We start from the raw sequence: 25354 nt of genomic DNA, 5'->3' as shown, positions 1-25354 counted from the left end.
GAACTTTATTATTTTAATGAAGGTTCTCAGTTAATGGGAAGTTTTTTATAAAAGGGTACAACTTGACACATCAGCGATTTCAAGGATATTATAGATACAATAAATCTTTAATTGAGGTGCAACCATGAGATTCACAAAAGCAACAAATTATGCTCTGCACACCATGCTCATGCTGGTTGCCGCTTCTCCGGTCAAGCCGGTAGGCGTCCAACAGTTGGCGGAATCCCAAGGTGTTTCACCAACCTATTTGTCCAAAATTTTAACGAGGCTCGTGAAAGCAGGTATGATCGAATCGATTTCAGGAGCCAACGGAGGCTATCGGTTATCCCGCAAAAAAGACGATATAACATTTTTGGATATTATCCACGCGATTGAAGGCACTAGCTCCTTATTTGAGTGCGATTTTCTCCACGGCGACGAATGCTTGATTCAAGCTGTAATGAGGGAAGCGGAAGAGAAGATGGAGTCGCATCTCAAAAAAATGAAATTAGCGGATTTGGCCCAAAAGCAAAAGCAAACACAAATGTAAGACGAGCCACTTTATGTTGAAAGGAGGTGTACGGTTCGCTGTGTATAAATAGCTTTTTTTGTTTTATTACAGATATAAAATGTCTTTAATATCTGGATTTGAGGGACAATGATTGAAAACCGATCATCCCATGCAGGAATTGATTGAATGAATTCTTTAACAGAAGTTGTAAGGAAATAGATAAGTTTAGTGAAAGCATAAATGAATTACAGGAGGCTAGTGAGTATGGAAAATATATGGCATGAGCGTTTTAATTCGGAGGAATATATGTATGGGGAAGAACCTAACGTATTTATTCAACAACAAGCCTTTCGATTAGAAAAATGTCAAAAAGTTATAGCATTTGCAGAGGGGGAAGGTAGGAATGCTGTTTTTTTAGCAAAAAGAGATCATGAAGTGACAGCAATTGACTATGCTGAGAGTGGTCTACAAAAAACGAAAAAACTAGCTCAGAAGTACGCCGTTGATGTGCATACCAAAAAAAAAGACCTATTGGTAGATAACGTATCAAACGAGGAATATGATGCGGCAATAATGGTATTTGGACATTTTCATAGGGATGATCAGAAAATGATTTTTAATAAAATGAAAAATGCTATAAAGCCTGAAGGGATTATTATGCTTGAGGTGTACTCCAAAGACCAATTACATTATGGTACAGGTGGACCCACAGATCTTACTATGCTTTACGAACCACAAGAAATTCTTACTTGGTGCGAAGGTCTTGAGGTGATCCATTTCTTCTATGGAGAACAAGAGCGAGTGGAAGGAAAGGCGCATACCGGTTTAGCCCATGTCATTCAACTTGTAGTAAGAAAAAGAAGCTAACGGAAATGTTGTGAAGAGCCTTATTGGCAAATGAATCTTATAGAAACGTATGGAATAGGTTTAACTTTATCGATTGTACAAAGCGGCGTTAGTATTGTACGAAGCAGGCACCCATGTCCATTCCTGTGACGTGAGGACCGGCAACAATAGATTATACGCTTGTTGGACAGGTTAGCGACTTATTGTAGACCCTTACTTTCATTCCGTATTCGTTATATTTCAAGATTTTCGTGGATATAGTCAGTCTTTAATATCTCTGTATATGAAGTGGATATGATGATGCACGACCCTGCAATTATCAGAGGAGGGGTAGCATTGGCAGGAGAAAGCAAGAGAAATTAGTAATGAGGAAAAGAGTTTTAAAATCTTGACAGCGAACATGTACAGTCACGAGTTTTGATTCTGACTGTGATTTCACTGACAGATGCATACGAAGCACAAGTATTGGTAGAGGTCAACAACTCAAAGGGTAACGGAATAACACTTCTGCATGAGTTATGGTTCTAGTGAGCGGAAAAACTCCCAACGAAATCCGCCAACCACATCGAACGGCGGATTTCGTTACGTTGAGTAATATATAATTTCGACCACTATTTTAGGCTTGGACAATGGCTGGAAAAAATCCTGCGCTCTTGAAACTAATGTACGAAATACCATAAGCTGCGCTTACGCCAGCAGGCCTGATGTCACCTCCTTTCAAATCAGGCCTGCTTTCGCTTTGGTTAACTAGATAGCACCTTTTGGTGATTATTGCTATTACACGAAATGGCACGCGACATAATGATTGGTTCCAATTTCCCGATAAAGGGGCGCTTGCTCGGAGCACAATGAGGTTGCATATGGGCATCTTGTATGAAATTTGCACCCGGATGGCGGATTTGCTGGACTGGGAATTTCACCTTGCAACACGATTCTCTCTCGTCTGACTGTGGGATTTGGAACAGGCACAGCCGATAGAAGTGCTTGAGTATAGGGATGTTGGGGATGTGCAAATAATTCGTCGCGCGGGGCCACTTCCATAAAGGAGCCTAAGTACATCACCCCAATCGTTGTACAAAGGTGTTCCACCACGCTTAAATCATGCGAAATAAATAGATAGGTAAGTGAGTGCTTTTCCTGTAAATCCTGAAATAAATTGATAATTTGCGCCTGGATGGAAACGTCGAGTGCTGATACAGGCTCATCCGCAACGATAAAATCAGGCTGTAAAATAATCGCGCGAGCAATGCCAATGCGTTGTCGTTGACCACCAGAAAACTCATGAGGAAATCGGTCATAGTGATAAGGGGCAAGACCGCACAAGTCCATTACTTGTTGTACACGTTCACGTAGGTTGCGCTTGGCTACCAATCCATGATCAAGCAGCGCTTCTCCGATTGCATCTCCAATCCGAATACGAGGATTAAGTGAGCTGTATGGGTCCTGAAAAATAAATTGCATCGCAGGGCGCATCTTTCTTAGCTCTTTAGGTGAGAGGGTAGATAGATCAATGCCATTATAGTAGACATCTCCTGAAGTCTTCTCGAGCATTCGCAGAATCGTTCGTCCCGCCGTGCTTTTTCCACTTCCCGATTCTCCGACCAGCCCGAATGCTTCCCCCTTTCTGATCGAAAAGGAGAGGTCATCAACTGCTTTTATTTGCCCTTTACTAGATGGAAAGGAACCGTCGGCTAAAGGAAAATATTTTTTTAAATGTTGTACATCAAGTAATAACTCTTTCATGCTTGCTCCTCCTCATACAACCAGCAGGCTACTTTCTGTCTATCGGATACGGGGGATAGATGAGGCTGTTTCTTTAGACATTGTGGCTTACGATGCTCACAACGCTCGGCAAAGTAACAGGAATCGCCTAATCCAATTGGATTGGGAACTTGACCTGGTATTGAATAAAGTCGATTGGTCCGTTGGTTCATCACTGGTTTGGAACGTAATAATCCCTGTGTATAGGGATGCTTCGGTTGGAGAAATAAATCAATAACAGGACCTTCTTCTATCACTTTGCCTGCGTACATAACAATTACATAATCAGCCATTTCTGCAACGACGCCTAAATCATGCGTTATCAGGAGGATAGAGGTGTTTGATTGTTGTTTAATTTTACGTAATAAATCTAATATTTGGGCTTGAATCGTTACATCTAGTGCCGTAGTAGGCTCGTCAGCAATCAGTAGACGCGGATTACAGCTAAGAGCAATGGCAATCATGATTCGCTGGAGCATACCACCACTTAATTGATGGGGGTAAGAACGAGCAATTTCTTCTGGCCGTGCAATCCCTACTAAGGAAATCAAATCGATTGCTTTTTCGAACGCATCTTTTTTGCTAACGTGAAGATGCTCGATTAATGGTTCCATGATTTGTTCTCCGATGGGTAATACAGGATTCAAAGAAGTCATAGGTTCCTGAAAAATCATCGCTAATTCATTTCCGCGTAACTGTTGCATGTCTTTAGCAGAAATCTTCAATAAATCCCTATGATCAAACCAGACTTCACCATTGACGATCGTACCCATAGGTCCAGATATAAGACCCATAAGAGACATCGCTGTAACACTCTTACCGCATCCAGATTCACCAACAATACAGACGATTTGGCCCTCCTTCATTTGAAAGCTAACATCATGAACGGCTTTGACAATCCCTTCATCAGTATGAAAATAGGTAGACAGATGTTTGACATCTAAGACTGTCTCTTGTTCCTCACCAGTGTGTATATTTACATTTTCTGCTTCAGAAATATGGATTTGTTCTTCACGATGTTCCATCGGATTGGAGTTAAAAGGCTGTTTTGAACCATTCATATGTCGGCCACCTACTTTTTCATTTTCGGGTCTAAAGCATCGCGCAATCCATCTCCTAGTAAATTAATGGAGATGACTGTTACAAAAATGGCTAAGCCAGGCGGAATCCAGAGCCACGGTCTTTTTTGAAAATCAATTAAGGTGTTAGCGGAATCAATCATGTTACCCCATGTTGCTGTAGGGGGGACGATGCCAAGTCCAAAATAACTAAGCGTTGACTCACTCAAGATTGCCCCACCAACCCGCAATGTTGCTACAACAATCAACAAAGGAAAAATGTTGGGAAGTAGGTGGCGAAATAAAATTCGACTATTGCGAAGACCTAAAACTTTAGCTGCTTGAATATACTCCTGTTCGCGTAGACTCAGAATTTGACTGCGAACGAGGCGCGCTAAACCGGCCCAGCCAACGATACTAAGCATAATCATGACAATATATAAGCGGTAATTAGAAGGAACCTTCCACTCAGATAATACAGCTGCTAAGATAAACAGCATCGGTAATTCAGGAATTGTCATCAGGATATCTGAGACACGCATGATGATTGTGTCGATCCACCCACGAAAATATCCAGCTAGAACACCAAGCAAGGTTCCAAGAAAGACAGAGAGAACCATGGAAGCGAGACCGACAGTTAAAGAAATTCGACCAGCTTGCATAAGCCGAGTTAAAATATCCCGACCCAGAGCATCCGTTCCTAGCCAATGGGACATGCTTGGTGGCTTGTTGATCAGTGCTGCATTAATTTTTCCTAATGTATAAGGGGATAGCAGTGGTCCTAGAAAACAAAAAAGAAAGATGATGACGAGAAAACAAAGCCCTATAATCGCTATTTTGTTCTTCTGTAATTTTTTGAAGGATTGTCCCCATAGTGAGGACTTAGAATAAGAGGCAGTCTGGATGCCAGTCTCTAAGTCATTTTTAACAATAGTATTCATGCTTGCTCCTCCTATTTTAGTCTCACCCGCGGGTCGACAACACCATATAACAAATCAGCCAGCAAATTACTGATAATGGTAAGTAACGCGATGAACATGGTAAATCCCATTAGTAAGGGATAATCTCTAAGTGATAACGCTTGCATATACACCTGACCAACTCCGGGCCAGTTAAAAATTTTTTCCGTAATAATTGCTCCTCCAAAAAGGGCGGGGAGTTCAAAGCCGAGCAGGGTAATGGCAGGCAGCAAAGCATTGCGAAGAGCATGCTTGTAGGTAATCACTTTTTCTTTTAAGCCTTTAGCGCGAGCTGTTCGAATAAAGTCCTGACGAATCACTTCTAATATATTGGTACGGAAATACCGAGTTAGGGAGCCAACACTCAACATGGTTAATACTGTAACAGGCAAAATCATGTGTTTAGCAACCTCAATAACATAGGCCATACCCGTTGCATTGCTACCAGTTGTAAGAATTCCTCCAGGCGGCAATAATGCAAGGTCAACTGCAAATATTTTAATAGCAAGTAAACCTACGAAAAATGCTGGTAAGGCCATAGCGGCAAAAACGCCGATTGTTACAAGCGAATCAAACAAAGAATATTGTCTAGTTGCGGAAAAAACACCAATCGAGATGGCAATGATCCAAGTCAATGTAGTGGAGGTGAACGCGATTAAGAAAGAACTCCATATATATTGTCCTAAAATGGTTGTTACAGGCTGCTGATATTGAAGGGAATATCCCAAATCTCCTTGTAATACATTGCCCGCCCAAACAAAATAACGCTCTATAATGGGTTTATCTAAACCGTATAACGCTTTTAGCTCAATTTTTCTCTCGGGACTTAGCTTAGGATTGGTATCCACATAATCACCCGGGGTAAGCGCAAAGAGAAAAAAGATTAAGAGCGAAGAGCCAATCAAAGTTGGAATCATAATCATCAGTCTCTTGAACATGTAGGTTTTCATTGACAGAGCGCCTCCTAGCTAAAACGTAGATGGAATGGTAACTTTCATTTGATATGACTAAGGAAGATGCTCAGTCCCTACCTAGTACATAGGAACTGAGCATGTTCGATTGTCCTCTTATTCCACAATTTTCAGGTTAGGTAGGCTTGAGCTTATACCGGTGTAACCGTTGGGTTCAAATCCTTCCACTCGTGCATTATGACCTGATAAAATTTTTCGATAATTCAGGAAAATAAACGGAGGATCGTCGCTTAATGCTTGATAAAGTTCCTTATAAGCTTCTTTGCGTTTTTCAATATCAAGCGTACCTACACTTTTTGCAAGCAGTTCATCCACCTTAGGATTGGAATAACCATGTGTATTTGTAAAGCTACCTCCACCCGTAGAAGAGAACTGAACAACACCATCAGATGGATCTCCTAGCATCGTAGTAGAAAAGGAAGCAAGATCGTGATCACCTTTATCTGTTCTTGCTACAAGTGCTGGGTAATCCATTAATTCTGCTTCTAGTTGAATACCGATTAATTTGTAATTTTCCTTCGCGATGGGAATGAGCACATCACTTACTTTACTTTTCGTAGTCAAGTAATGAAGAACTAGTTTTTTCCCGTCCTTTTCCCGGATGCCATCTGAGCCTTCTTTCCACCCAGCTTCATCCAGTAGTTGTTTAGCCTTATTCACATCATAAGCATAGGGATTCACATCTTCAGTATACGCCCAGGATACAGGGGCTACAGGCACATTAGCTATTTGTGCATAACCCTGATAGGCAGCATCCACGATTTGTTGACGATCAAGCCCATAGATTAGCGCCTGTCTAACACGTTTGTCTTTTAAATAAGGTTTGCTATGGTTAAACGATAGATAACTATAGGCAGTCGAAGTATAAATATTGATGTTTGCAAAACCGAGACTTTTTAAAAGCTCCAGATTATCAGCATTAGCAGGGAAGGAGCCATAGTCAGTCTCGCCCGTTTGGAAAAACTGAGTTGTATCGCCATCGGTTGTTTTATAAATAAAATGGGTAATGGCAGGTTTACCCTCGTAATAATACTCATTGGCCACAAATCTCACTTCTTGACCGGGGATAAACTTTTCAAACTTGTAAGGGCCAGCTCCGACCGGTTTTGTATGCAATGTACGTAGGTAGTCAAGCTTACCTGGTTCATAACCTTTTCCATAATAGGCTTTGGACAAAACGTGACCACCAAGTAGGAGAAGAGAACGAGCGTTTACTTTCTCTGTGGTAATCTCGATTGTTTGTGGATCGATTACTTTAATTCCCTCAATGGTTTTTGTTTTACCTTCTTTATATGCACTCCCGCCTTTAATGTGCGCTTCAGCGATTTCTGTTTCCCCGTCATACGTTTTATCATGCAAAATAGTTAGAGTGAAGGCGACATCATCAGCAGTCAAGGGCTCTCCATTACTAAATTTCAGATTTTTACGCAGGTGAAAGGTATATGTAAGCTGATCGGCGGAAATGTCCCACTTTTCTGCTAATTTTGGAGCTGGTTTCCCATTCCTATCAATATCAACAAGTGGGGAAAACATCACGGAGGTAACGTTCCCATCATAACCATTGTGATAAAAATATGGATTAAAAACCCCGCCTGGTTCTGTTAAAGCTACTACAACCGTGTCTTTTCTATTTTTAGCCGATACAGGCGATTTTGATTTGTCTGTAGCAGCGATAACCACGTCACCTGCGTTTTGAACTTGCAATGTTTGAGCCTGGGCATCTGCCTGTTCACTGGTTGGGGCATTAGAGGTGGATGGGGGTGCTCCCTCGCTATTGCAACCGACTAATAAGAAAGCCCCTAACAGAAATGTGAAGAATGAATGTATAAAAGCTCTACTCATAATGATCCTCCTAATCAATTGTAAAATGTAGCCTCATTATATTCCTATAATTCCGATCTGTAAAGTATGAATTAAGATATTTCTGTTATTTCGAGAAATGAAAATTTTTCATAGGGTTGGATACGTGCACAGAGGAAATAGAGCGTAGAAAAACATTTGACCAAATCTCTAACTAGAAATTTGGTCAAGTCGCCTTTCGTATTCTTTTGTAGAGCTTTCTCATATTGTTGGCTACTTAGTTAAAAAATCTTCTGTTGTTCACGATCTGCTTTTAAAATCTCCACTGCTTCACGGAACCGTTGAGAATGCACAATTTCACGTTCGCGAAGAAAAGAAAGGCTATCGATTAGGTCGACATCATCAGTCATATTAATCAACCATTGATATGTAGCCCTTGCCTTTTCTTCAGCAGCAATATCCTCATACAAGTCTGCAATTGGATCACCCTTTGCTTGAAAATATGTAGCCGTGAAAGGAACACCGGCTGCATCATGAAAAAACAGAGCCTTATCGTGGCTTGCGTAATGTGCGCCAAGACCTGCTTCTTCTAGTTGTTCAGGAGTAGCATCCTTCGTTAGCTTATATACCATTGTTGCAATCATTTCGAGGTGGGCAAATTCTTCTGTGGAAATATCGTTTAGTAGCCCAATGACCTTGTCAGGAACTGTATAGCGCTGATTCATATATCGTAGAGCAGCTGCTAATTCTCCATCAGCTCCACCATATTGTTCCATCAAATACTTTGCCATTTGAGGATCACATTTGCTTACGCGAACAGGATACTGTAACTTTTTCTCATAGATCCACATTCAAAATCCCCCTTTCTTACACCTGCCAAGGCCAAGGTACATCTTTCCACGACCATGGGTATTGCGCAAAGCTATTGCCAAAATTCATCAGAGGTCCGAATGAAGATTCGAATTGGCGCTTCAGTGTCATACTTTGCTGAGCAGTATCGTTGAATTGCTTAATGGCTGCCATGTCAGTAGGGTGGGTGTCAAGATATAAGTTTAATTCCACTAGAACAAAGTCTAGCACCTGAATTTGATGAAGCAGCTCATAAAATTGTTGCTGTTGTTCATCCGCTTGAGTACCATGATCGCTCACTTTTATTTTCCCCCTTTGTACGGATTTTCATATGGCGCATACAGAGCAGGCCAAAGGGTTCCTAGACAAAGAGCTTTGTACGGATCAAATTGGGGTAAATTCGGGGGTTGAAATCCCAAATAGAGTTGTGGCGGTGTCTCATAGGTTACAACCCTTTGTGGCGGACAAGGATCACATGGACCGATGAAAGGATAGTATGCCTTGCGGTTTCGACTCATATGATTGCCTCCTTTCCAGTAGATGTCCTTATATGCTTATCAATTGGACAAGAAGAGTAGAACTGGAAACATAGGTAAAAAGAGAATGAATTCATATTTTGCAGCCTAATTTTGGGCAAGATGGGGGGATGCTGGTACAAGGTGCGTGCGAATACGGTCAGCATGTAAGTAACACAAGTCCCCTAAGGTAAGAAAAAACGCAATTGAATAAAGATATGGAATTTTGCGTGAAGTTGTATTATGATAGCAAACATACCTAGATAAAGGGTATGGTCGTTTATGTTTTTCGTATTAATATTATTGAATTAAATATGTGGAAATAGGTTCTTTGAACGATCAGTATCAAGGATGAAAAGGGAAGCACGGTGTAAATCCGTCACGGTCCCGCCACTGTAAAAGAGGAGTTAGTGCAAAAATACCACTGATCCAGTAGGATTGGGAAGGTATGTGCTGATGATGATTCTTGAGTCAGGAGACCTGCCTATTTCGACAACACTGTGTGACCTACGGGAGATAGGGAGGTGTTAGGATAGCTGTGGCAGTTGTATACGTATATTCACTGCTTGTTCAAGCATCTCTAACCATCTTTTGATTGGAAGAGATGCTTTTTTTGTTTGAGTTGGTTCTTTAACGAAAAATAACCTGTCTAGGAGGGCGAACAAGCATGAGCAAAGGAATAAGCAGCAGTTTAGGATATCCACGCATTGGTGAGAATCGCGAATGGAAAAAGGGATTAGAAGCATTTTGGGCTGGAACAATTAAAGAGAAGGAGTTTCTTGCTCAAATGGAGCAAGGTAGACTCCAGCATTTACAAAAGCAGAAGGAAATAGGTATTGACCTGATACCGGTCAATGACTTCACCATGTATGATCACATGTTAGATATGGCTGTGATGTTCGGTTATGTTCCAAAACGCTATGAATATGCTGGTGGGGCAGTACCTTTGTCCACCTATTTTGCTATGGCTCGTGGTAACCAACAAGCGGTTGCTTGCGAAATGACCAAATGGTTTAATACCAATTATCACTACATTGTGCCGGAATTTCAGGATATCAAACCCGTTCTTACAGAAAATAAGCCGCTTCTTGCTTATAAAGAGGCGAAAGACAAGCTAGGAATTAACGGAAAACCTGTCATGGTGGGACCTTATACTTTTATTAAGCTATCCAAAGGGTTTGATCCTTTGCAGATACCAGCTATTATCTTGCAGCTCATCCCTCTTTATGTGCAAGTACTGACTGAATTAGCGCAGGAAGGCGTGGAATGGGTTCAAATGGATGAGCCGATTCTCGTAACATCTTTATCCGAAGACGAAATGAAGACGATCTCCTACATCTATGAACAACTTCATGAGGCTGTTCCACAACTACAAATCATGCTACAAACCTATTTTGGTTCTGTTACATTCTACAAGGAAGTAATCCATTTACCTGTTGCAGGAATTGGGTTAGATTTTGTCCATGATGCGGGACGTAACTTTGAACAGATCACTACAAGTGGATTTCCACAAGACAAAGTACTTGGAGCCGGTATCATTGATGGCAGGAATATTTGGCGCGCCAATCTGACCCATAAGATAAATCTTCTCTCAAAAATCAGAAGTCACGTGGATGCATCACGTATCTGGATTCAGCCATCTAGTAGTTTGCTCCATGTTCCGATTAGTTTAAACCAAGAGACACAGCTTGATCCACTGGTTAAAGATTCATTGGCGTTTGCAGATGAAAAACTAATTGAAATCAAGCATGTTACAGATTGGTTGCGAAACGGTGAGGAAAGCGTTATAGAGATTTTCGCTGAGAATCAAGCAATTATAGAACGAGTAGCGAACTCTGTAGCTAGAAATCGCCCTCGTGTACATGAGGCTGTGGCCAGCTTGGATTTAGATCAGATAGGGCGTGCATCTGATTATGAACAACGGCGACAACAACAACAAAACCTCTTGCATTTACCGATTCTCCCGACTACAACGATTGGTAGTTTTCCACAAACAACAGAGGTTCGTCAGGCGAGAAATAAATGGCGGAAGGGCGAATGGTCGGCAGAACAATATGAAAAATTTTTACAAGCAGAAATCCGTGAATGGATTGACATACAAGAGAAAGTTGGGCTTGATGTGTTGGTTCATGGGGAATTTGAACGGACGGATATGGTGGAATTTTTTGGTGAAAAACTAGGGGGATTTGCATTTACTAAGAATGGATGGGTGCAATCCTATGGTTCTCGTTGTGTGAAACCGCCTGTAATTTATGGAGATGTAGAGTTTATTGAACCAATGACAGTCAAGGAGAGCATCTATGCTCAATCTCTAACATCTAAACCGGTCAAAGGAATGATCACAGGTCCAGTCACTATATTAAATTGGTCCTTCGTGCGTGACGATATTTCCAGACAGCAGGTAACCTATCAGATCGCACTAGCCTTACAACAGGAAGTAGAGGCGTTGGAAGCAAGTGGGATCACTATGATTCAAGTCGATGAACCAGCATTACGTGAAGGGCTACCGTTAAAGAAAACGGAGTGGGAAGCGTATTTAGATTGGGCAGTAAAAGCATTCCGGTTAACCACTTCTTCTGTAAAAGACACTACTCAAATTCATACTCATATGTGTTACTGCGAGTTTCATGACTTTATAGATTCTATTAGCGATCTGGATGCTGATGTTATTTCGATAGAAACATCGCGGAGCCATGGTGAACTAATCCATTCCTTCCATAATCACTCCTATCTAAAAGGTATTGGTCTAGGTGTCTATGATATTCATAGTCCCCGCGTTCCAACTGTGGAAGAGATAGTGAAAATGATTGAGAATGCTCTACAGGTCCTTGAATCCAGACAATTTTGGATTAATCCTGATTGCGGGTTAAAGACGAGAGGTCGTACGGAGACGATTGCTTCTTTAGAAAATATGGTGACAGCTACTCGGTTGGTCAGAAATACGATAACGGCTATTCCTTAGTACGTTGAAGTAGAATCTGAGAATTTAATAACGGGGGGAAGAAGAGTAACATCACGTGCTTAACTTACGCTTATTGCTCTAGATGATAAGGGAAAACCTAGGTTAGCTCCACCGATCATCCCGGAAACAGAAGAAGAGCAACGACAGTATGAGCAAGCATAGCAGGGAACTGAAACGAAACAGGTTAGACGACGGGCAGCATTTCTAGTTAGGGAGGGGGTTCCTAATTACTGGAATGCTGCCGTTCCTATTTAAACAGCACCGATTAAAAACCAATATGCTTTACCAGTTTTCAGTAAAATGCACAGGGTAATCTTGATCTACCTTCAACGATAACTACATCTGCAACCAGTTATTACTAAAGCTTGGTAGTTAGTTGGTAACGTATCACGTGTCAGTAGATAAATAATAGAAGAAGGGAACAAAAGAAGTAAGAATTTTTACAGTACACTTCTAAATGAGAAAGATATTCACTTTCAGTTTTTGATCGTTTATACTTAGCAGTAATGTTTTCACTAGTAGACAAGAGAGAAAAGAGTGATAAATTCGTGTTACGTCGGTTTTTTTCCTATTATCGCCCTTATAAAGGTTTATTCATTTTAGATTTTACATGTGCCATTATTGCAGGATTGCTAGAATTAGTATTTCCATTGGCAGTTAATCAATTTGTCGATAAACTACTTCCTGGGCAAGATTGGTCGTTAATTGTTGGAGCTTGCTTTGCTTTGTTAGGTATTTATGTTCTAAACACAGCTCTTAATTATGTTGTTACGTATTGGGGACATATGCTTGGTATTAATATTGAAACGGATATGCGTAAAAAGCTGTTTGACCATATCCAGAAGCTGTCGTTCCGCTTTTTTGACAATAATAAGACGGGACACTTAATGTCTCGCATGTCGAATGATCTTATGGAAATTGGAGAAATCGCTCACCATGGACCAGAGGATTTGTTCATTGCTGTAATGACTCTATGCGGTGCATTTGGGGTAATGCTGTATATTAATTGGCAGTTAGCATTGCTCACATTTCTCGTTATTCCTTTTTTGATCTGGTTAACGGTATTCTTTAACAAAAAAATGACGTATGCTTTCAGAAGAATGTTTACCGATATCGCAGACTTTAATGCGAGAGTAGAGAATAACATTGGTGGCATTCGAGTGGTACAAGCATTTGGTAATGAAGAGTATGAGAAAGCACAATTTGCTATTAATAATGGACGTTTTCGTTTGACGAAATTACTTTCTTACAAGATCATGGCTATGAATATGTCAATTAGTTACTTACTTATGCGACTGGTGACACTGTTTGTATTGATCTGTGGAACTTGGTTTGTCCTTAAAGGTCATCTTACAGCAGGTGAATTTGTTGGGTTTGTGTTACTCACAAATATATTGTTTAAACCAATTGAAAAAATCAATGCAGTTATTGAACTTTATCCAAAAGGAATTGCTGGCTTCAAACGCTATGTGGAACTTTTAGATACTGCTCCAGACGTAGCTGACTCTACAAATGCAATCGCTGTAGATCATTTACAAGGAAACATTGAATACCATGATGTTACTTTTGGCTATCAAAATAAAGAAAATATCCTAAACAGTATCAATTTAACAATCCGTGCAGGTGAAACAGTAGCATTTGTCGGTCCATCTGGTGCTGGAAAAACAACATTGTGTAGCTTATTGCCGCGTTTTTATGATGTTACCGCAGGGCGAATTACCATTGATGGATTAGATATTCGAGATTTGAAGCTAGAATCCTTACGTAAACAGATCGGGATTGTCCAGCAGGATGTTTTCTTGTTCTCAGGTACACTTCGAGAGAATATCCAGTACGGGAATTTACAAGCTAGCGATGAGGAAATCTGGAATGCTGCCCGACATGCTAAATTGGAAGAATTCATTCACTCTCAAAAGGATGGATTGGAAACGATTATTGGTGAGAGAGGTGTCATGCTGTCAGGTGGGCAAAAACAACGTCTCGCTATTGCGCGCATGTTCTTAAAGAACCCACCTATCCTCATTTTGGATGAAGCGACATCTGCTTTGGATACAGAGACAGAACTGGCTATCCAGAAATCACTCGAAAAGCTATCTGAAGGAAGAACGACACTTGTAATCGCTCACCGTTTAGCAACGATTAAAAATGCTGATCGTATCGTGGTCGTGACAAAAGACGGAATTACAGAGCAGGGAAATCACCAGGAGTTACTTGCAGCCAAAGGGGTATATAGTAGATTGCATGAAGCGCAATTTTCTACACTGGTAAGATAGAATCATGTTTACGTGTCACTGATAAAGCATTCCACGAATATCCCAATAAAATGGATAAAGTGGGATGCTTTTTTATATAGAAAGAATCCTACATTTTCTTGTCTTGAGGTTGTTTGACTTGTAAGGGGAATTGTCAAATCGTTTGTGGTCTTCGATTAGTCCTCATTTTTTCTATGTAAAAGTAATAAAAGATATGATACTATCGTTTGAGAATGATAATCAGTTATGTAAAAAGAGGCACTTTTTCATGGATGCGGTACTGAAAAAGATGCTTGTTTATTTTTATAAGAAATCCATGATACATACGACTAGGGGCAGATGCATCTTTTTTCAAGACAGATAATTCATAGAAATAGATGTTTAACAGGATGAATTTGACAAAGGAATGATAGAGAATGGTATCCCACGAATCACACAATGAGCAGGGTGGGGCAACGAAACAGTTGAAACAAAAATCGAGACCCGCAGTTGCTCTTATAATGATTATCGGTTTGTTAATAGCACTTGCCTTTGGAATGGTGGCTTCTATTTCTTTGGGAGCAGCAGATATTGATTTTTTGACGGTTTGGTCAAGCATTTTCTCTTTTGATCCAGACCTAACCTCCCATCAGATTATTCAAGAATTGCGCTTGCCTAGATCAATAGCAGCAGGTTTAGTAGGGGCTTTTTTAGCTGTATCGGGAGCTATTATGCAAGGTATGACTCGAAATCCGCTAGGGGATCCGTCCATTATGGGTGTAACGAATGGAGCGGGGTTTGCGATTGCGATTGCATTCGCTTTTTTTCCAGGTCTGTCAAACATGAGCATGATGGTATTTTCCTTCTTGGGAGCAGGATTAGGTGCTGGTCTCGTATTTGCTGTTGGATCGTTGTCTAAGAGTGGACTAACTCCCGTAAAACTAGCACTCGCTGGGGCAGCAGTTGGAGCGTTACTTACTTCACTTTCTTCTGCTATTGCCATTCATTTTAATGTAGCTAAGGATATTAGCTTTTGGTTTGCAGGTGGGGTAGCAAATACACCTTGGGCCAGTGTTGGTTTGTTATGTATCGTAGGTGCAATAGGGTTTCCGATTGCTCTACTATTAGCACGTTCGATAACGATTCTTAGCCTAGGAGAAGATGTTTCTAAAGGCTTAGGTCAACGAAATTTTCTTATAAAAGTGATTTGTATATTGGTTGTGTTACTTCTTACGGGGGCATCTGTATCGGTGGCTGGTTTTATTGGATTTATTGGGCTTGTCATTCCACATGTAACACGTTCTTTAGTAGGCGTAGATTATCGATGGATTATTCCGTGCTCTGCTCTACTAGGTGCACTGTTACTCATCATATCCGATATTGGTGCTCGTTTAGTAAATGCACCTTTTGAAACACCAGTAGGAGCTGTCACTGCCATTCTAGGAGCGCCGTTCTTTCTGTATTTGGCTAGACGCGAAGGGAGGGGCCTATAATGCAAGTATTACACAAAGGAAGAAAAAGCCCCTGGTTAGTCCTTGGATTGATCACATCACTGATAATCGTAGCTTTTTTTGTCAGTTTACATTTAGGAGTCATTCGCATTGAGCCTTTGGATGTCATATCAACTTTGTTTGGATTTGGAACGGCGGATAACAATCTGATCTTATTCGAGTTCCGACTACCACGGATGGTTATTGCCTTGTTAATCGGAGCTGGTCTTGCTAGTTCTGGAGCCATTTTACAAAGTGTCTCACAAAACGAACTGGCCGAACCAGGCATTATAGGGATAAACTCTGGGGCAGGCTTGTTTGTCGTCATCTATATTTATCTATTTAGTGGTTCGATGACAGCTATTAGTACCATGTCCATCTTTATTTTGCCATTAGTAGCATTAGCCGGAGCTTCTCTCTCTGCCTTTCTGATTTATCTATTTGCCTGGAAAAATGGTGTAACCCCGACACGCCTCATTTTGGTTGGGATTGCTTTGAACGCTATACTGGGTGCATTATTAATTGTGTTTCAGCTTAAAATGAACGATACAGATTTTATGAAGGCTATGGTTTGGTTGTCGGGTAGCATTTGGAGTACAAATTGGACGTATGTATTAGCTACGCTTCCGTGGATTGTTTTTCTTATTCCTTTTACCATGTATAAAGCACGCTATTTAAACGTGTTACACCTTGGCGATGATATTGCTGTGAGTTTAGGAACCGCTGTGGAGAGGGAACGTAGAGTATTGCTGTTAACGGCTGTTGCTTTAGCAGGTGCCTGCGTGGCAGTTGGGGGGGGATTTCGTTCCTCGGATTGGTTGCTCCGCATCTGGCTAAAAAAATCGTAGGGCCGAAGCATCAGATTTTAATTCCAACGGCTGCTCTACTTGGGGCACTTCTTTTACTCACTGCAGATACAATTGGACGTAATATCTTGGCGCCTTCGGAATTACCAGTAGGGATTGTTGTTTCTGCTTTAGGAGCTCCTTATTTTATCTATTTGTTAATGAAATCGAAGTCATAGTCATACTGACAGGTTATCTAGCAAAAGATAACCTGTTTTTTTGAACATATCAGTCTCCATCCTCTCTCTGTAATTCTTCAATTCCTTCTTCGCAACATCTTTTTCCATTCTATGTCAAGAATCTCTTCTAAGCCATCAACGAGTTTTTTACTAAAATAAGGTGTAAGCTCGAACGGTTGTACGTAATCTAACATATTTGATTTTAAAGTGAAATAGTGGCGTCGGATCTTCAGCCAAGATAGCTCAGCTGTTACATACATCTGCATTGATAGCACTGGTATTTGTTAATCGTAATCGATTTTTATCAAAAGTGGTAAAGAATGTTACTAAATGTCAATAAATTGTAAAAAATATATATTATGTAAAAAGAAACTTGATTTACATTTAAGGTGTAACGTTTTTCTCAGAAACAAGAAATGAACTCTCACTATATTGAGCAACAGGTTATTTCAATAAGTTGTATTTTTTGACATATTGTGCTAATATTCAGCAAGGGTAATTTTAAGTATACAGGATAGATCACTATAGAGAGGAGGAGTAGTAGCATTTCTAATAAAAACAGCTTGTTTAATTTTTTTGAAAAACCTTTTCTTAGTAAGAAAAATGATTTTTGTTAGAATCGGATTTACCCATAGCTAGTAGATTAAGGTGTAATTTTTGAGTGAGTCAGGTCCGTTTAACAGGTTTAAATAGCAGTATGTTATCGGGTGAATTGATAGAAATTTCTTAATTGGGATTTCGAGGAATTTGCTAAGCTATGAGTCCACTTAGGCAAAGACTAAAAAACCATTTTGAATATCATAAACACAAATAGAAAAAAGAATTTGTATTCATTTGGATAGTAGTACAAATTGTACTTGGTACTGGTAGATTCTTTTGGTGAAAATTTTGCTAATATTAAAAATTTTAGGTCGCCAAAAATCCAGCAACCTTCTCAGTCACAAAAAAAGATTGAGAAAGGCTTGTTTACATGATTCTTGAACTGTACCAGTACCATATTGCAAAGGAGATAAAACGATGAAGTTTCCAACAAGTAAAGAAGTAGATAATCACATGTTACGAAGTGTTGATGACGATCGATATCAGGATTTTAGTTCCAAGGACACTCCTCTTCCAAAACGTGTACCTGGGGGAGCAAGAGTTTCGGCAAGGGCAATAGAGGCTAGGTGGGATTTACTGTCAGTTGGAGTTGATGCCAAAGAACAATTACTGGGTAGTCAAGCATTAAGCCAACTTGAATTGTATCAAAAAAATATTGAGAATCTTATCGGCACAATCAACATTCCGGTAGGCTTGGCCGGCCCTCTACGGATCAAAGGTCTCTATGCACAAGGAGATTATTATATTCCTTTGGCAACTACAGAGGCTGCACTTGTTGCTTCTTATCACCGCGGTGCACAGGTTATTAGTGAAGCAGGTGGTTGCAGAGCCGTGATTCTGAAAGAAGCAGTTGGCCGTACTCCTGGTTTTATCTTTGAGAGCGTAGTGGAAGCAAGCCGCTTTGCAAACTGGGCAGTTTCCGAATTTGATAACTTACGAGTAGTGGCTGAGAGCACGACAAGCTTCGGGCAGTGCATTAGAATGGATCACATGATCGAAGGTAATTATGTATACCTCATTTTTGAATTTTCAACCGGCGACGCATCTGGACAAAACATGGTAACGATCGCAACGCAAGAAATCTGTAACTATATTCGACAACATTCACCAGTTCCGTTCCAGCATAGCTTTGTTGAAGCTAACTTTTCGGGAGACAAGAAGGCTTCAGCAAAATCCTTCATGACTGTGAGGGGGAAAAAAGTTTGTGCCGAAGTAGTGTTACCAGCGAAATTGGTTCGCTCACGCTTTCACACTACTCCTGAGCATATGGAAAAATATTGGAAAATGGCATTTGTAGGTGGAGTCCTGCAAGGCATGATAGGTTCCCAAGGTCATGTGGCTAATGGGTTGACAGCTCTATATCTAGCAACTGGACAAGACGTTGCTTGTGTATCAGAATCGGCCGTTGGAATTACACGATTTGAACTGACATCGAATGGAGACCTTTATGCATCGATAACTTTACCGAATGTTATTGTTGGTACAGTGGGTGGAGGTACGGGATTGCCGAGTCAGAAGGCATGCCTTGAAATCATGGGACTTTCAGGCGCTGGGCATGCACATGCGCTTGCGGAGATATGTGCCGGCCTAGTCTTAGCTGGCGAGCTGTCTATTATCGCTGCATTGGCTGCTGATGATTTTACTAGGGCCCACCATAAGCGATCTCGTGGCAATGATGGCACAATTCCTGGGATGGTGAAACAATATGTCTAATGTGACATATCAACAACTCTCTTGGTCAAAACGTTGGTGGATTTATCAGCGAGAGAGATTTCCCATTGTTCAAAATGGAATTGTGGTTGCTGTATTCAGCATTTCTACGATGCTATACTCTTCGATCCTAAGAAACGGGGCATTACCTAGTATCAAGTCGCTTGTTATTGGTTTCCTGTCGACTTTTTTGTTCTTTTTGCTATTGCGCATTGCAGACGAATTTAAGGACTTTGAAGAAGACTCCCGATTTCGTTCGTATCGGGCTGTTCCGCGTGGAGTTGTGACCCTAAAACAACTAGGGATACTTGGCGTTTTAATAGGACTGGTTCAGTTAGGCATGGCATATTGGTTGTCTCCAAAGCTCATTCCTTGGTTAGTGCTTGCGTGGGGCTATCTGGCTTTGATGAGTAAGGAATTCTTTGTCAAGGAATGGTTGAAAGCTCATCCGATTATCTATTTGCTGTCCCATATGGTAATGATGCCGATGATCGTGATGTATATTGTGGCTTGCGATTGGGTTACAGCTTCGGTCTCAATTCCTTCTGGGCTTTCTTGGCTTTTACTAGCTAGCTACGGAAACGGAATCATTCTGGAGATCGGGCGCAAAATACGAATCCCAGAGGATGAGGAGTATGGTGTTGAGACTTATAGCTTCCTTTGGGGCTACAAAAAGGCAACTTGGATTTGGGTGTCTGTCGTCCTTCTCACGTCTTGCGTGGTTTTGATGGCTTCCGTACAGGTGGATGCTGGCCAAATTGTGATGTGGTGCACTCTATTGAACGTGCTGATCGCAGTTCTGATGGCCTTGGCTTTTCTTAGGTCTATGACAACCAAAGTAGCACAGGCAATTGAAAAAGTTTCGGGGTTACTCATTATCTTACTGTATCTTAGTTTGGGACTTGTCCCACTTTTACTTTAATGGAAAAGGAGGTTAAAGCACATGACTTATATTCTTCAAATGAACCATATAGAGGCGCATGAACTGCAAAAGATGGGCGGAAAAGCTCGTGCCCTCGCTCTGCTGGGACAGGCAGGAATGGTTATTCCCGAGTGGTTCGTTGTTACTCCAGATGCTTTTATTGCGAGTGTACCAAAAAGTCTTATGGAGGAGCTAAAGATAGCGGTCCTTCAATCCGAAGAAGCAGTCACGCGGGTTTTAAGAGATATCACTTTAGATTCCAATGTGGAGGCTATGCTAAAAAAAGAAGTTGAGTTACTCAGTGCAAATGGGGAACTGCTTGCCGTCCGTTCTTCGGCATTAGATGAGGATGGAACTGAACACTCCTTTGCTGGTCAGCTAGAAAGTTACTTGTTTGTCAAACCTGAGGATGTGTCAGCTAAGGTTCTTCAGGTCTGGCGATCTGGCTTCAGCCAACGTATCTTGACTTATCGCAAAGAGAAGGGACTTAGCCTACTGCCTGAGCCACCAGCCGTCCTTGTACAGCGAATGGTTGACTCGGAAACAGCAGGAGTTGCATTCAGTGCAGACTCCCTGACAGGGCAAAGAAAGATTGCCATTGTGGGAGCCTTGTATGGGCTGGGTACAGCGATTGTGTCAGGGGAATGCGATGCAGACACGTTCAAAGTGAATCGAAGTGGGGAGATCGTGGAGCGTGAAATAGCCACCAAACTTATTGCTCATCGTTTCTCTATGGAATGTGATGAAGGAGTGGAGAGCGTAGATGTAGCAAAAGAGAAGGTGAATCAGCCAGCTCTTACGGATGAGTTGGTGCGTTCAGTTGCAGAGCTAGCTCACCGATGTGAACGTTATTTCGGACGTCCTCAGGATATTGAGTGGGCAATCCAGGATGGAAAGCTTTACCTACTGCAATCCCGTCCAATTACCAACCTAGCTGACATGATTGACCCTGATGATGAGTTTAACCTATGGGACAACAGCAATATTTCAGAAAGCTATGGCGGTATTACTACCCCTTTGACATATTCATTTGCACGTCATGCTTATGCTGAGGTTTACAAGTCATTCTGCCGAATAATGGGGGTCTCTGGTGAGGAAATCGTTAATCGGGAATCTGTGTTCCGTTGCATGATTGGTCTTGTAAATGGACGGGTGTATTACAATCTGCTGAATTGGTACCGGTGTCTGGCATTGCTTCCTGGTTATCAGATGAATCGAAATTTTATGGAACAGATGATGGGCGTTAAGGAAGCTCTTCCCCAGCAACTTACTGATAATGACCAGCAGCAGGTGAGCATGCAAGACAAGCTCAAGGACGCAATGCGCCTAGGTAAATCAATTGTCAAGCTGATTGGCAACTTCAGACGTTTACCGAAGACGATTGATGTTTTTTACCAACGTTTAAACAATGCACTTGGTATTACTCGCCCAGATTTACATCAATACAGTACAGTCGAGCTAGCCAACTACTATCTGAAGCTACAAGGTCAGCTCCTGACTCGTTGGGATGCCCCGTTGATCAACGACTTCGGAGCAATGATCTACTACGGCTTGCTGCGCAAGCTGACTACGAAATGGTGCAATGATGAGGATTCCACCTTACAGAATTCACTGCTCGCAGCAGAAGGGGGAATTATCAGCGCAGAACCAGCAATGCGTATGAAAAAGCTGATGAAGGTAACGCATCAAGATGCCAAATTCATCGACATCCTCTGCAATGGCTCTCTAGCAGAGATCATGAAGGAAATGGATAGGTTCCCGGAATTCAAAGAAGAGTACGAGGCTTATTTGGACAAGTTTGGAGATCGGTGTTTAGATGAACTCAAACTGGAAAGCATAAATCTGTTTGACAATCCGTTGCCGTTGTTGCGCTCTATTGGTTATCTTGCAATGCGTTCCTCCCCAACTAAGATGGGACCGAGCGAAGAAGAAATACGCCGCATGGCAGAAGAGCAAGCATTCAAATCAATCGGCTTCAACCTGTTTCGTCGTGTTCTTTTTCGCTGGGTACTTAAAAATGCGCGGTTGCGCGTTCGTGATCGGGAAAACCTACGATTCGAACGAACACGGGTCTTTGGCCGCTGCCGTTCCATCTTTCTGGAGATGGGGCGTCGCTTTTATGCACTTGATCTGCTTGACGATCCCCGCGATGTTTTCTATCTGGAGGTAGGGGAACTGCTAGGTATGGCAGACGGAACTGCGACATGCAGTAACCTAAAGGGTCTGGTAGCACTGCGAAAAGCTGAATTTGAGAAGTATCATGAAATGGATGTGCCTGAGGATCGATTTGAAACGTATGGCGTTATCTATAAGGGAAATACGTTTAAAGCGAAGGCTCCGAAAGAACCATTGACTGGCGATGTGATGAAAGGAATTGGTTGTGCGGCAGGTGTTGTTCGCGGTCCGGTTCGAGTCGTTACCGATCCTCGTGGGGTGACGTTACTGCCAGGGGAAATCCTAGTAGCTGAGCGAACCGATCCAGGCTGGATCGTGCTTTTCTCTTCAGCAGCTGGATTATTGGTTGAACGAGGAAGTCTTTTATCCCATGTATCAATTGTTTGCCGCGAAATTGGTATTCCTGGGATCGTTTCTGTAACCGGTCTGACTCGATGGCTGAAAACAGGAGATTGGGTTGAATTTGACGGAAGCACGGGGGTAATTCGTAAGATAACCCCGGAGGAGGGATCGATCAGTGCCTAATAGTGTTGGAAATCTCGCCCCACAAGTACCGATAGAAGCGCATCCTAAACTAGTTAGCGAAGTTGATTTTTCCTTAATCCGTTATGCCCAGTGCTGGGAGGATGCTGACATCCTCCTGAATGCACTTGATATCCAGCCTGGAGATAACTGTCTGGCTATCTCTTCTTCTGGCGACAATGCTCTAGCGATGGTAAGCAAGTCGCCAGAGCGTGTTGTTGCCCTAGATTTGAGCCATGCACAGCTTGCCTGCTTAGAATTACGCGTCGCTGCCTATTCAGCTTTAACACATACTGAGCTGTTGGAGCTAATGGGCTCAATCCCAAGTAACCGGCGCAATGAACTGTATCAAAAATGTCGAAATCAGCTCACACCAGCAGTAAAGAGCTATTGGGATTCTCAATCTGCTGCTATAGAGTCTGGAATCGGAAGTATCGGGAAATTTGAACAATATTTTTCAATGTTTCGCAACTCGGTATTACCTTTTGTACACTCGCGCTATCGAGTGGAAAAACTTCTTCAGCATCGGACGCTAGAGGAGCGTCGAACGTTTTATCAAAAGGAATGGGATACACTACGATGGAGATTGATGTTCCAATTCTTTTTTTCACGTTTTGTCATGGGGAGGCTGGGTAGGGATACCCGTTTTTTCCGTTACGTAGAGGGTAGCGTGGCAACAAGGATTCTACAAAGAGCCCAATATGCCTTAACTGAGCTGGATCCCATGCAAAATCCTTATCTCCAATGGATTCTACTAGGCCACCATAGCAATGCACTACCTTATGCATTGAGACCTGAAAATTTTGATGCAATACGTAACAATCTACATCGTATTGAATGGCACTGCTTATCGGTCGAAGAATATTTAAATGATGTGGGCAAGAACGCAATTGACAAGTACAACCTTAGTGACATTTTTGAATATATGTCTGAAGACCAATATGAAAATTTACTGGAGCTTTTAGTACGAGCAGGGCGGAAAAAAGGACGATTGGCTTACTGGAATATGCTCGTTCCTCGAAGTCGTCCAACGCGCATGGAAGAGTCGCTTCGTCCGCTTACGAACTTGAGCCAAGATCTTTTTAAGCAGGATAAAGCCTTCTTTTATAGTGCGTTTGTTCTGGAGGAAATCATATGAGTGGTGTTATTCCCTTACATCCTTGGTTTGGTATTGTGCTGCTGCTTGCTGCCATAGCCTTGCTGATTGCTGGCCTGCGTTTTTACCAAGTCAGATTTCAACCTGATCCAGAATGGGTCCGGAAGCTTTTTCATATGAGTTGCGGTACATTCGCATTAATTGCTCCGTGGCTTTTTGGTCAAGACTGGCCGGTGTTGGTTGTGTTAGGGCTAGTCGCAATTGTCCTACTTCTTTTCCGAGTTACTCGACTAAAGGATGGACCAGGAAAAATTTTATCCGATGTTTCGCGTTATTCATTTGGCGAGATGTATTTCGTTATGAGTATTGCCATTCTTCTCCTTTTTACAGAACCGGAAGAAAGGGTGCTGTACAGCATTTCTCTCATCATTCTCACATTAGCTGATGCGATCGCCGCTCTTGTCGGCGTTCGTTATGGTCAGGTGAGGTACGTGGTTCCCGAGGGAGTGAAAAGTATAGAAGGATCCTTTGCCTTCTTTTTAGTTGCCTTTTTGTCGACTCACATCATCTTATTTCTGTTTTTTCCGATGGACGGAACGGCCAATTTAATGATCTCCATTACAGTGTCGCTATTAGCCACCCTAGTTGAGTCTGTTTCTTGGGGTGGGAAGGATAATTTGGTGGTACCGATCGTCAGCTTCATGATGCTCAAGTTTCTCATTGCTAAAGACAATGCCCACTTACTGTTGGCGCTTTCCTTAGCTCTCTTACTGTTTATCTTACTAGAAGCATGCAGAAGAACTAAGGTGGTGTGTCCACAGGCAGTGCTGGGAATATCATTGATTTCGTATGTCAGCTGGGCTATTGGGGGAGCAGACTTTCTATTGGTCTTGCTATTACATTCTTTGTCATCGCCCATTATTTTGAAAAGTTCAAATGAACTGTTTTCTAGCAAAAAAATAGGATTATTCATCGCTACGTATACGATGAGCTTCGTATGGCTATTTTTGTATCAGCAGACTCAGAGTGAAGTTTTCTTCTTCGCCTTCTTGATCGGTCTGTTGGTTCAATCTGTATGTTTTAGTCTCACGGAAATCTTTCAGTCGTCTCAGAAAAAATATCTGTTAATTTACCTCCTTTTAAACATTCTGAAGAATTGGGGGCTGACATTGGCTGCCTTGGTGCTTCGTTCAGGTCTGTCCAGCGAAGTGGTTATCCATTCGATCTGGGCAGCTGTGAGTATGCTCATGGCTACTGGTATTTATTATCTCTTTGTTTTTAAAAGATCAAAGGCAGAGGTGTTAATTCAACCAATCTGTGCAACGGTTGGCTCTGTTATTGGAATTCTGTTTTTTTAATGAACAATGAAAGAG

The 25354-nt window shown here is 41.7% G+C and carries 18 protein-coding genes, 1 pseudogene and 1 riboswitch; of the genes and pseudogenes, 11 read left to right on the top strand and 8 right to left on the bottom strand.

Annotation, left to right across the window (positions count from 1 at the left end; genetic code table 11):
• Window positions 1–124: 124 nt before the first annotated feature.
• Together BrL25_RS22800 and BrL25_RS22795 are read left to right on the top strand one after the other, a co-directional pair.
• Window positions 125–529: an Rrf2 family transcriptional regulator gene (locus BrL25_RS22800; RefSeq protein WP_018672854.1), complete on the top strand. Its 405-nt coding sequence runs from the start codon at window positions 125–127 to the stop codon at window positions 527–529.
• 225 nt (window positions 530–754) lie between these two features.
• A complete protein-coding gene (locus BrL25_RS22795; protein WP_018672855.1) occupies window positions 755–1357 on the top strand; it encodes a class I SAM-dependent methyltransferase in 603 nt (200 codons plus the stop codon).
• Window positions 1358–2113: 756 nt separating this feature from the next.
• Here BrL25_RS22795 and BrL25_RS22790 read toward each other — a convergent pair.
• From BrL25_RS22790 to BrL25_RS22755, 8 genes are all read right to left on the bottom strand, one after another.
• Entirely contained in the window at window positions 2114–3079 is a 966-nt protein-coding gene (locus BrL25_RS22790; RefSeq protein WP_018672856.1) for an ABC transporter ATP-binding protein, read from the bottom strand.
• Entirely contained in the window at window positions 3076–4158 is a 1083-nt protein-coding gene (locus BrL25_RS22785) for an ABC transporter ATP-binding protein (RefSeq protein WP_018672857.1), read from the bottom strand. Before BrL25_RS22785 ends, BrL25_RS22790 begins: the two co-directional genes overlap by 4 nt.
• A gap of 11 nt (window positions 4159–4169) precedes the next feature.
• On the bottom strand, window positions 4170–5096 hold the full coding sequence (gene opp4C / locus BrL25_RS22780; protein ID WP_018672858.1) for an oligopeptide ABC transporter permease: 927 nt from the start codon (window positions 5094–5096) through the stop codon (window positions 4170–4172).
• Between the two features lie 11 nt (window positions 5097–5107).
• Window positions 5108–6064 carry an ABC transporter permease gene (locus BrL25_RS22775; protein ID WP_018672859.1) on the bottom strand — a complete coding sequence of 319 codons (957 nt, stop codon included), beginning with the start codon at window positions 6062–6064 and terminating at the stop codon, window positions 5108–5110.
• Window positions 6065–6181: 117 nt separating this feature from the next.
• The gene (locus tag BrL25_RS22770; RefSeq protein ID WP_018672860.1) at window positions 6182–7927 is read right to left on the bottom strand and encodes an ABC transporter substrate-binding protein; all 1746 of its coding nucleotides are present in this window, start codon (window positions 7925–7927) and stop codon (window positions 6182–6184) included.
• Window positions 7928–8166: 239 nt separating this feature from the next.
• Window positions 8167–8736, bottom strand: a complete 570-nt coding sequence (locus BrL25_RS22765; protein ID WP_018672861.1) for a manganese catalase family protein — start codon at window positions 8734–8736, stop codon at window positions 8167–8169.
• Window positions 8737–8752: 16 nt separating this feature from the next.
• Window positions 8753–9034, bottom strand: coding sequence for a spore coat protein CotJB (locus tag BrL25_RS22760; RefSeq protein ID WP_018672862.1), 282 nt, complete (start codon window positions 9032–9034; stop codon window positions 8753–8755).
• A gap of 2 nt (window positions 9035–9036) precedes the next feature.
• Entirely contained in the window at window positions 9037–9252 is a 216-nt protein-coding gene (locus tag BrL25_RS22755; protein ID WP_018672863.1) for a spore coat associated protein CotJA, read from the bottom strand.
• Between the two features lie 304 nt (window positions 9253–9556).
• A riboswitch (cobalamin riboswitch) is annotated at window positions 9557–9751 on the top strand.
• Window positions 9752–9916: 165 nt separating this feature from the next.
• On the opposite strand from BrL25_RS22755, the gene metE reads away from it, so the two are divergent.
• The 9 genes and pseudogenes from metE to BrL25_RS22710 all read left to right on the top strand — a co-directional run bounded on the left by metE (window position 9917) and on the right by BrL25_RS22710 (window position 25339).
• The gene (gene metE, locus BrL25_RS22750; protein ID WP_018672864.1) at window positions 9917–12211 is read left to right on the top strand and encodes a 5-methyltetrahydropteroyltriglutamate--homocysteine S-methyltransferase; all 2295 of its coding nucleotides are present in this window, start codon (window positions 9917–9919) and stop codon (window positions 12209–12211) included.
• 548 nt (window positions 12212–12759) lie between these two features.
• The gene (locus BrL25_RS22745; RefSeq protein ID WP_018672865.1) at window positions 12760–14484 is read left to right on the top strand and encodes an ABC transporter ATP-binding protein; all 1725 of its coding nucleotides are present in this window, start codon (window positions 12760–12762) and stop codon (window positions 14482–14484) included.
• Window positions 14485–14879: 395 nt separating this feature from the next.
• Entirely contained in the window at window positions 14880–15935 is a 1056-nt protein-coding gene (locus BrL25_RS22740) for a FecCD family ABC transporter permease (RefSeq protein ID WP_018672866.1), read from the top strand.
• A pseudogene (locus tag BrL25_RS22735) lies at window positions 15935–16956 on the top strand (FecCD family ABC transporter permease). Before BrL25_RS22740 ends, BrL25_RS22735 begins: the two are co-directional and overlap by 1 nt.
• Before the next feature lie 1017 nt (window positions 16957–17973).
• Complete coding sequence (locus BrL25_RS22730; protein ID WP_018672869.1) at window positions 17974–19269, top strand: hydroxymethylglutaryl-CoA reductase; 1296 nt, start codon at window positions 17974–17976, stop codon at window positions 19267–19269.
• Window positions 19262–20188, top strand: coding sequence for a UbiA family prenyltransferase (locus BrL25_RS22725; RefSeq protein ID WP_018672870.1), 927 nt, complete (start codon window positions 19262–19264; stop codon window positions 20186–20188). The genes BrL25_RS22730 and BrL25_RS22725 overlap by 8 nt, the downstream gene beginning before the upstream one ends.
• A 21-nt stretch (window positions 20189–20209) precedes the next feature.
• Window positions 20210–22888 (top strand): PEP/pyruvate-binding domain-containing protein, encoded by a 2679-nt coding sequence (locus BrL25_RS22720; RefSeq protein WP_018672871.1) that lies wholly within the window; start codon window positions 20210–20212, stop codon window positions 22886–22888.
• Window positions 22881–24023, top strand: coding sequence for a BtaA family protein (locus tag BrL25_RS22715; protein ID WP_018672872.1), 1143 nt, complete (start codon window positions 22881–22883; stop codon window positions 24021–24023). Before BrL25_RS22720 ends, BrL25_RS22715 begins: the two co-directional genes overlap by 8 nt.
• On the top strand, window positions 24020–25339 hold the full coding sequence (locus tag BrL25_RS22710) for a diacylglycerol/polyprenol kinase family protein (protein ID WP_018672873.1): 1320 nt from the start codon (window positions 24020–24022) through the stop codon (window positions 25337–25339). Before BrL25_RS22715 ends, BrL25_RS22710 begins: the two co-directional genes overlap by 4 nt.
• The last annotated feature ends 15 nt before the right edge of the window (window positions 25340–25354 follow it).

Origin of the sequence: Brevibacillus laterosporus DSM 25, from assembly GCF_002706795.1 — a bacterium.
Classification (GTDB): domain Bacteria; phylum Bacillota; class Bacilli; order Brevibacillales; family Brevibacillaceae; genus Brevibacillus_B; species Brevibacillus_B laterosporus.
Note: the sequence above shows the minus strand (reverse complement) of the source record. Positions and strands in the feature narration are given on the sequence as shown.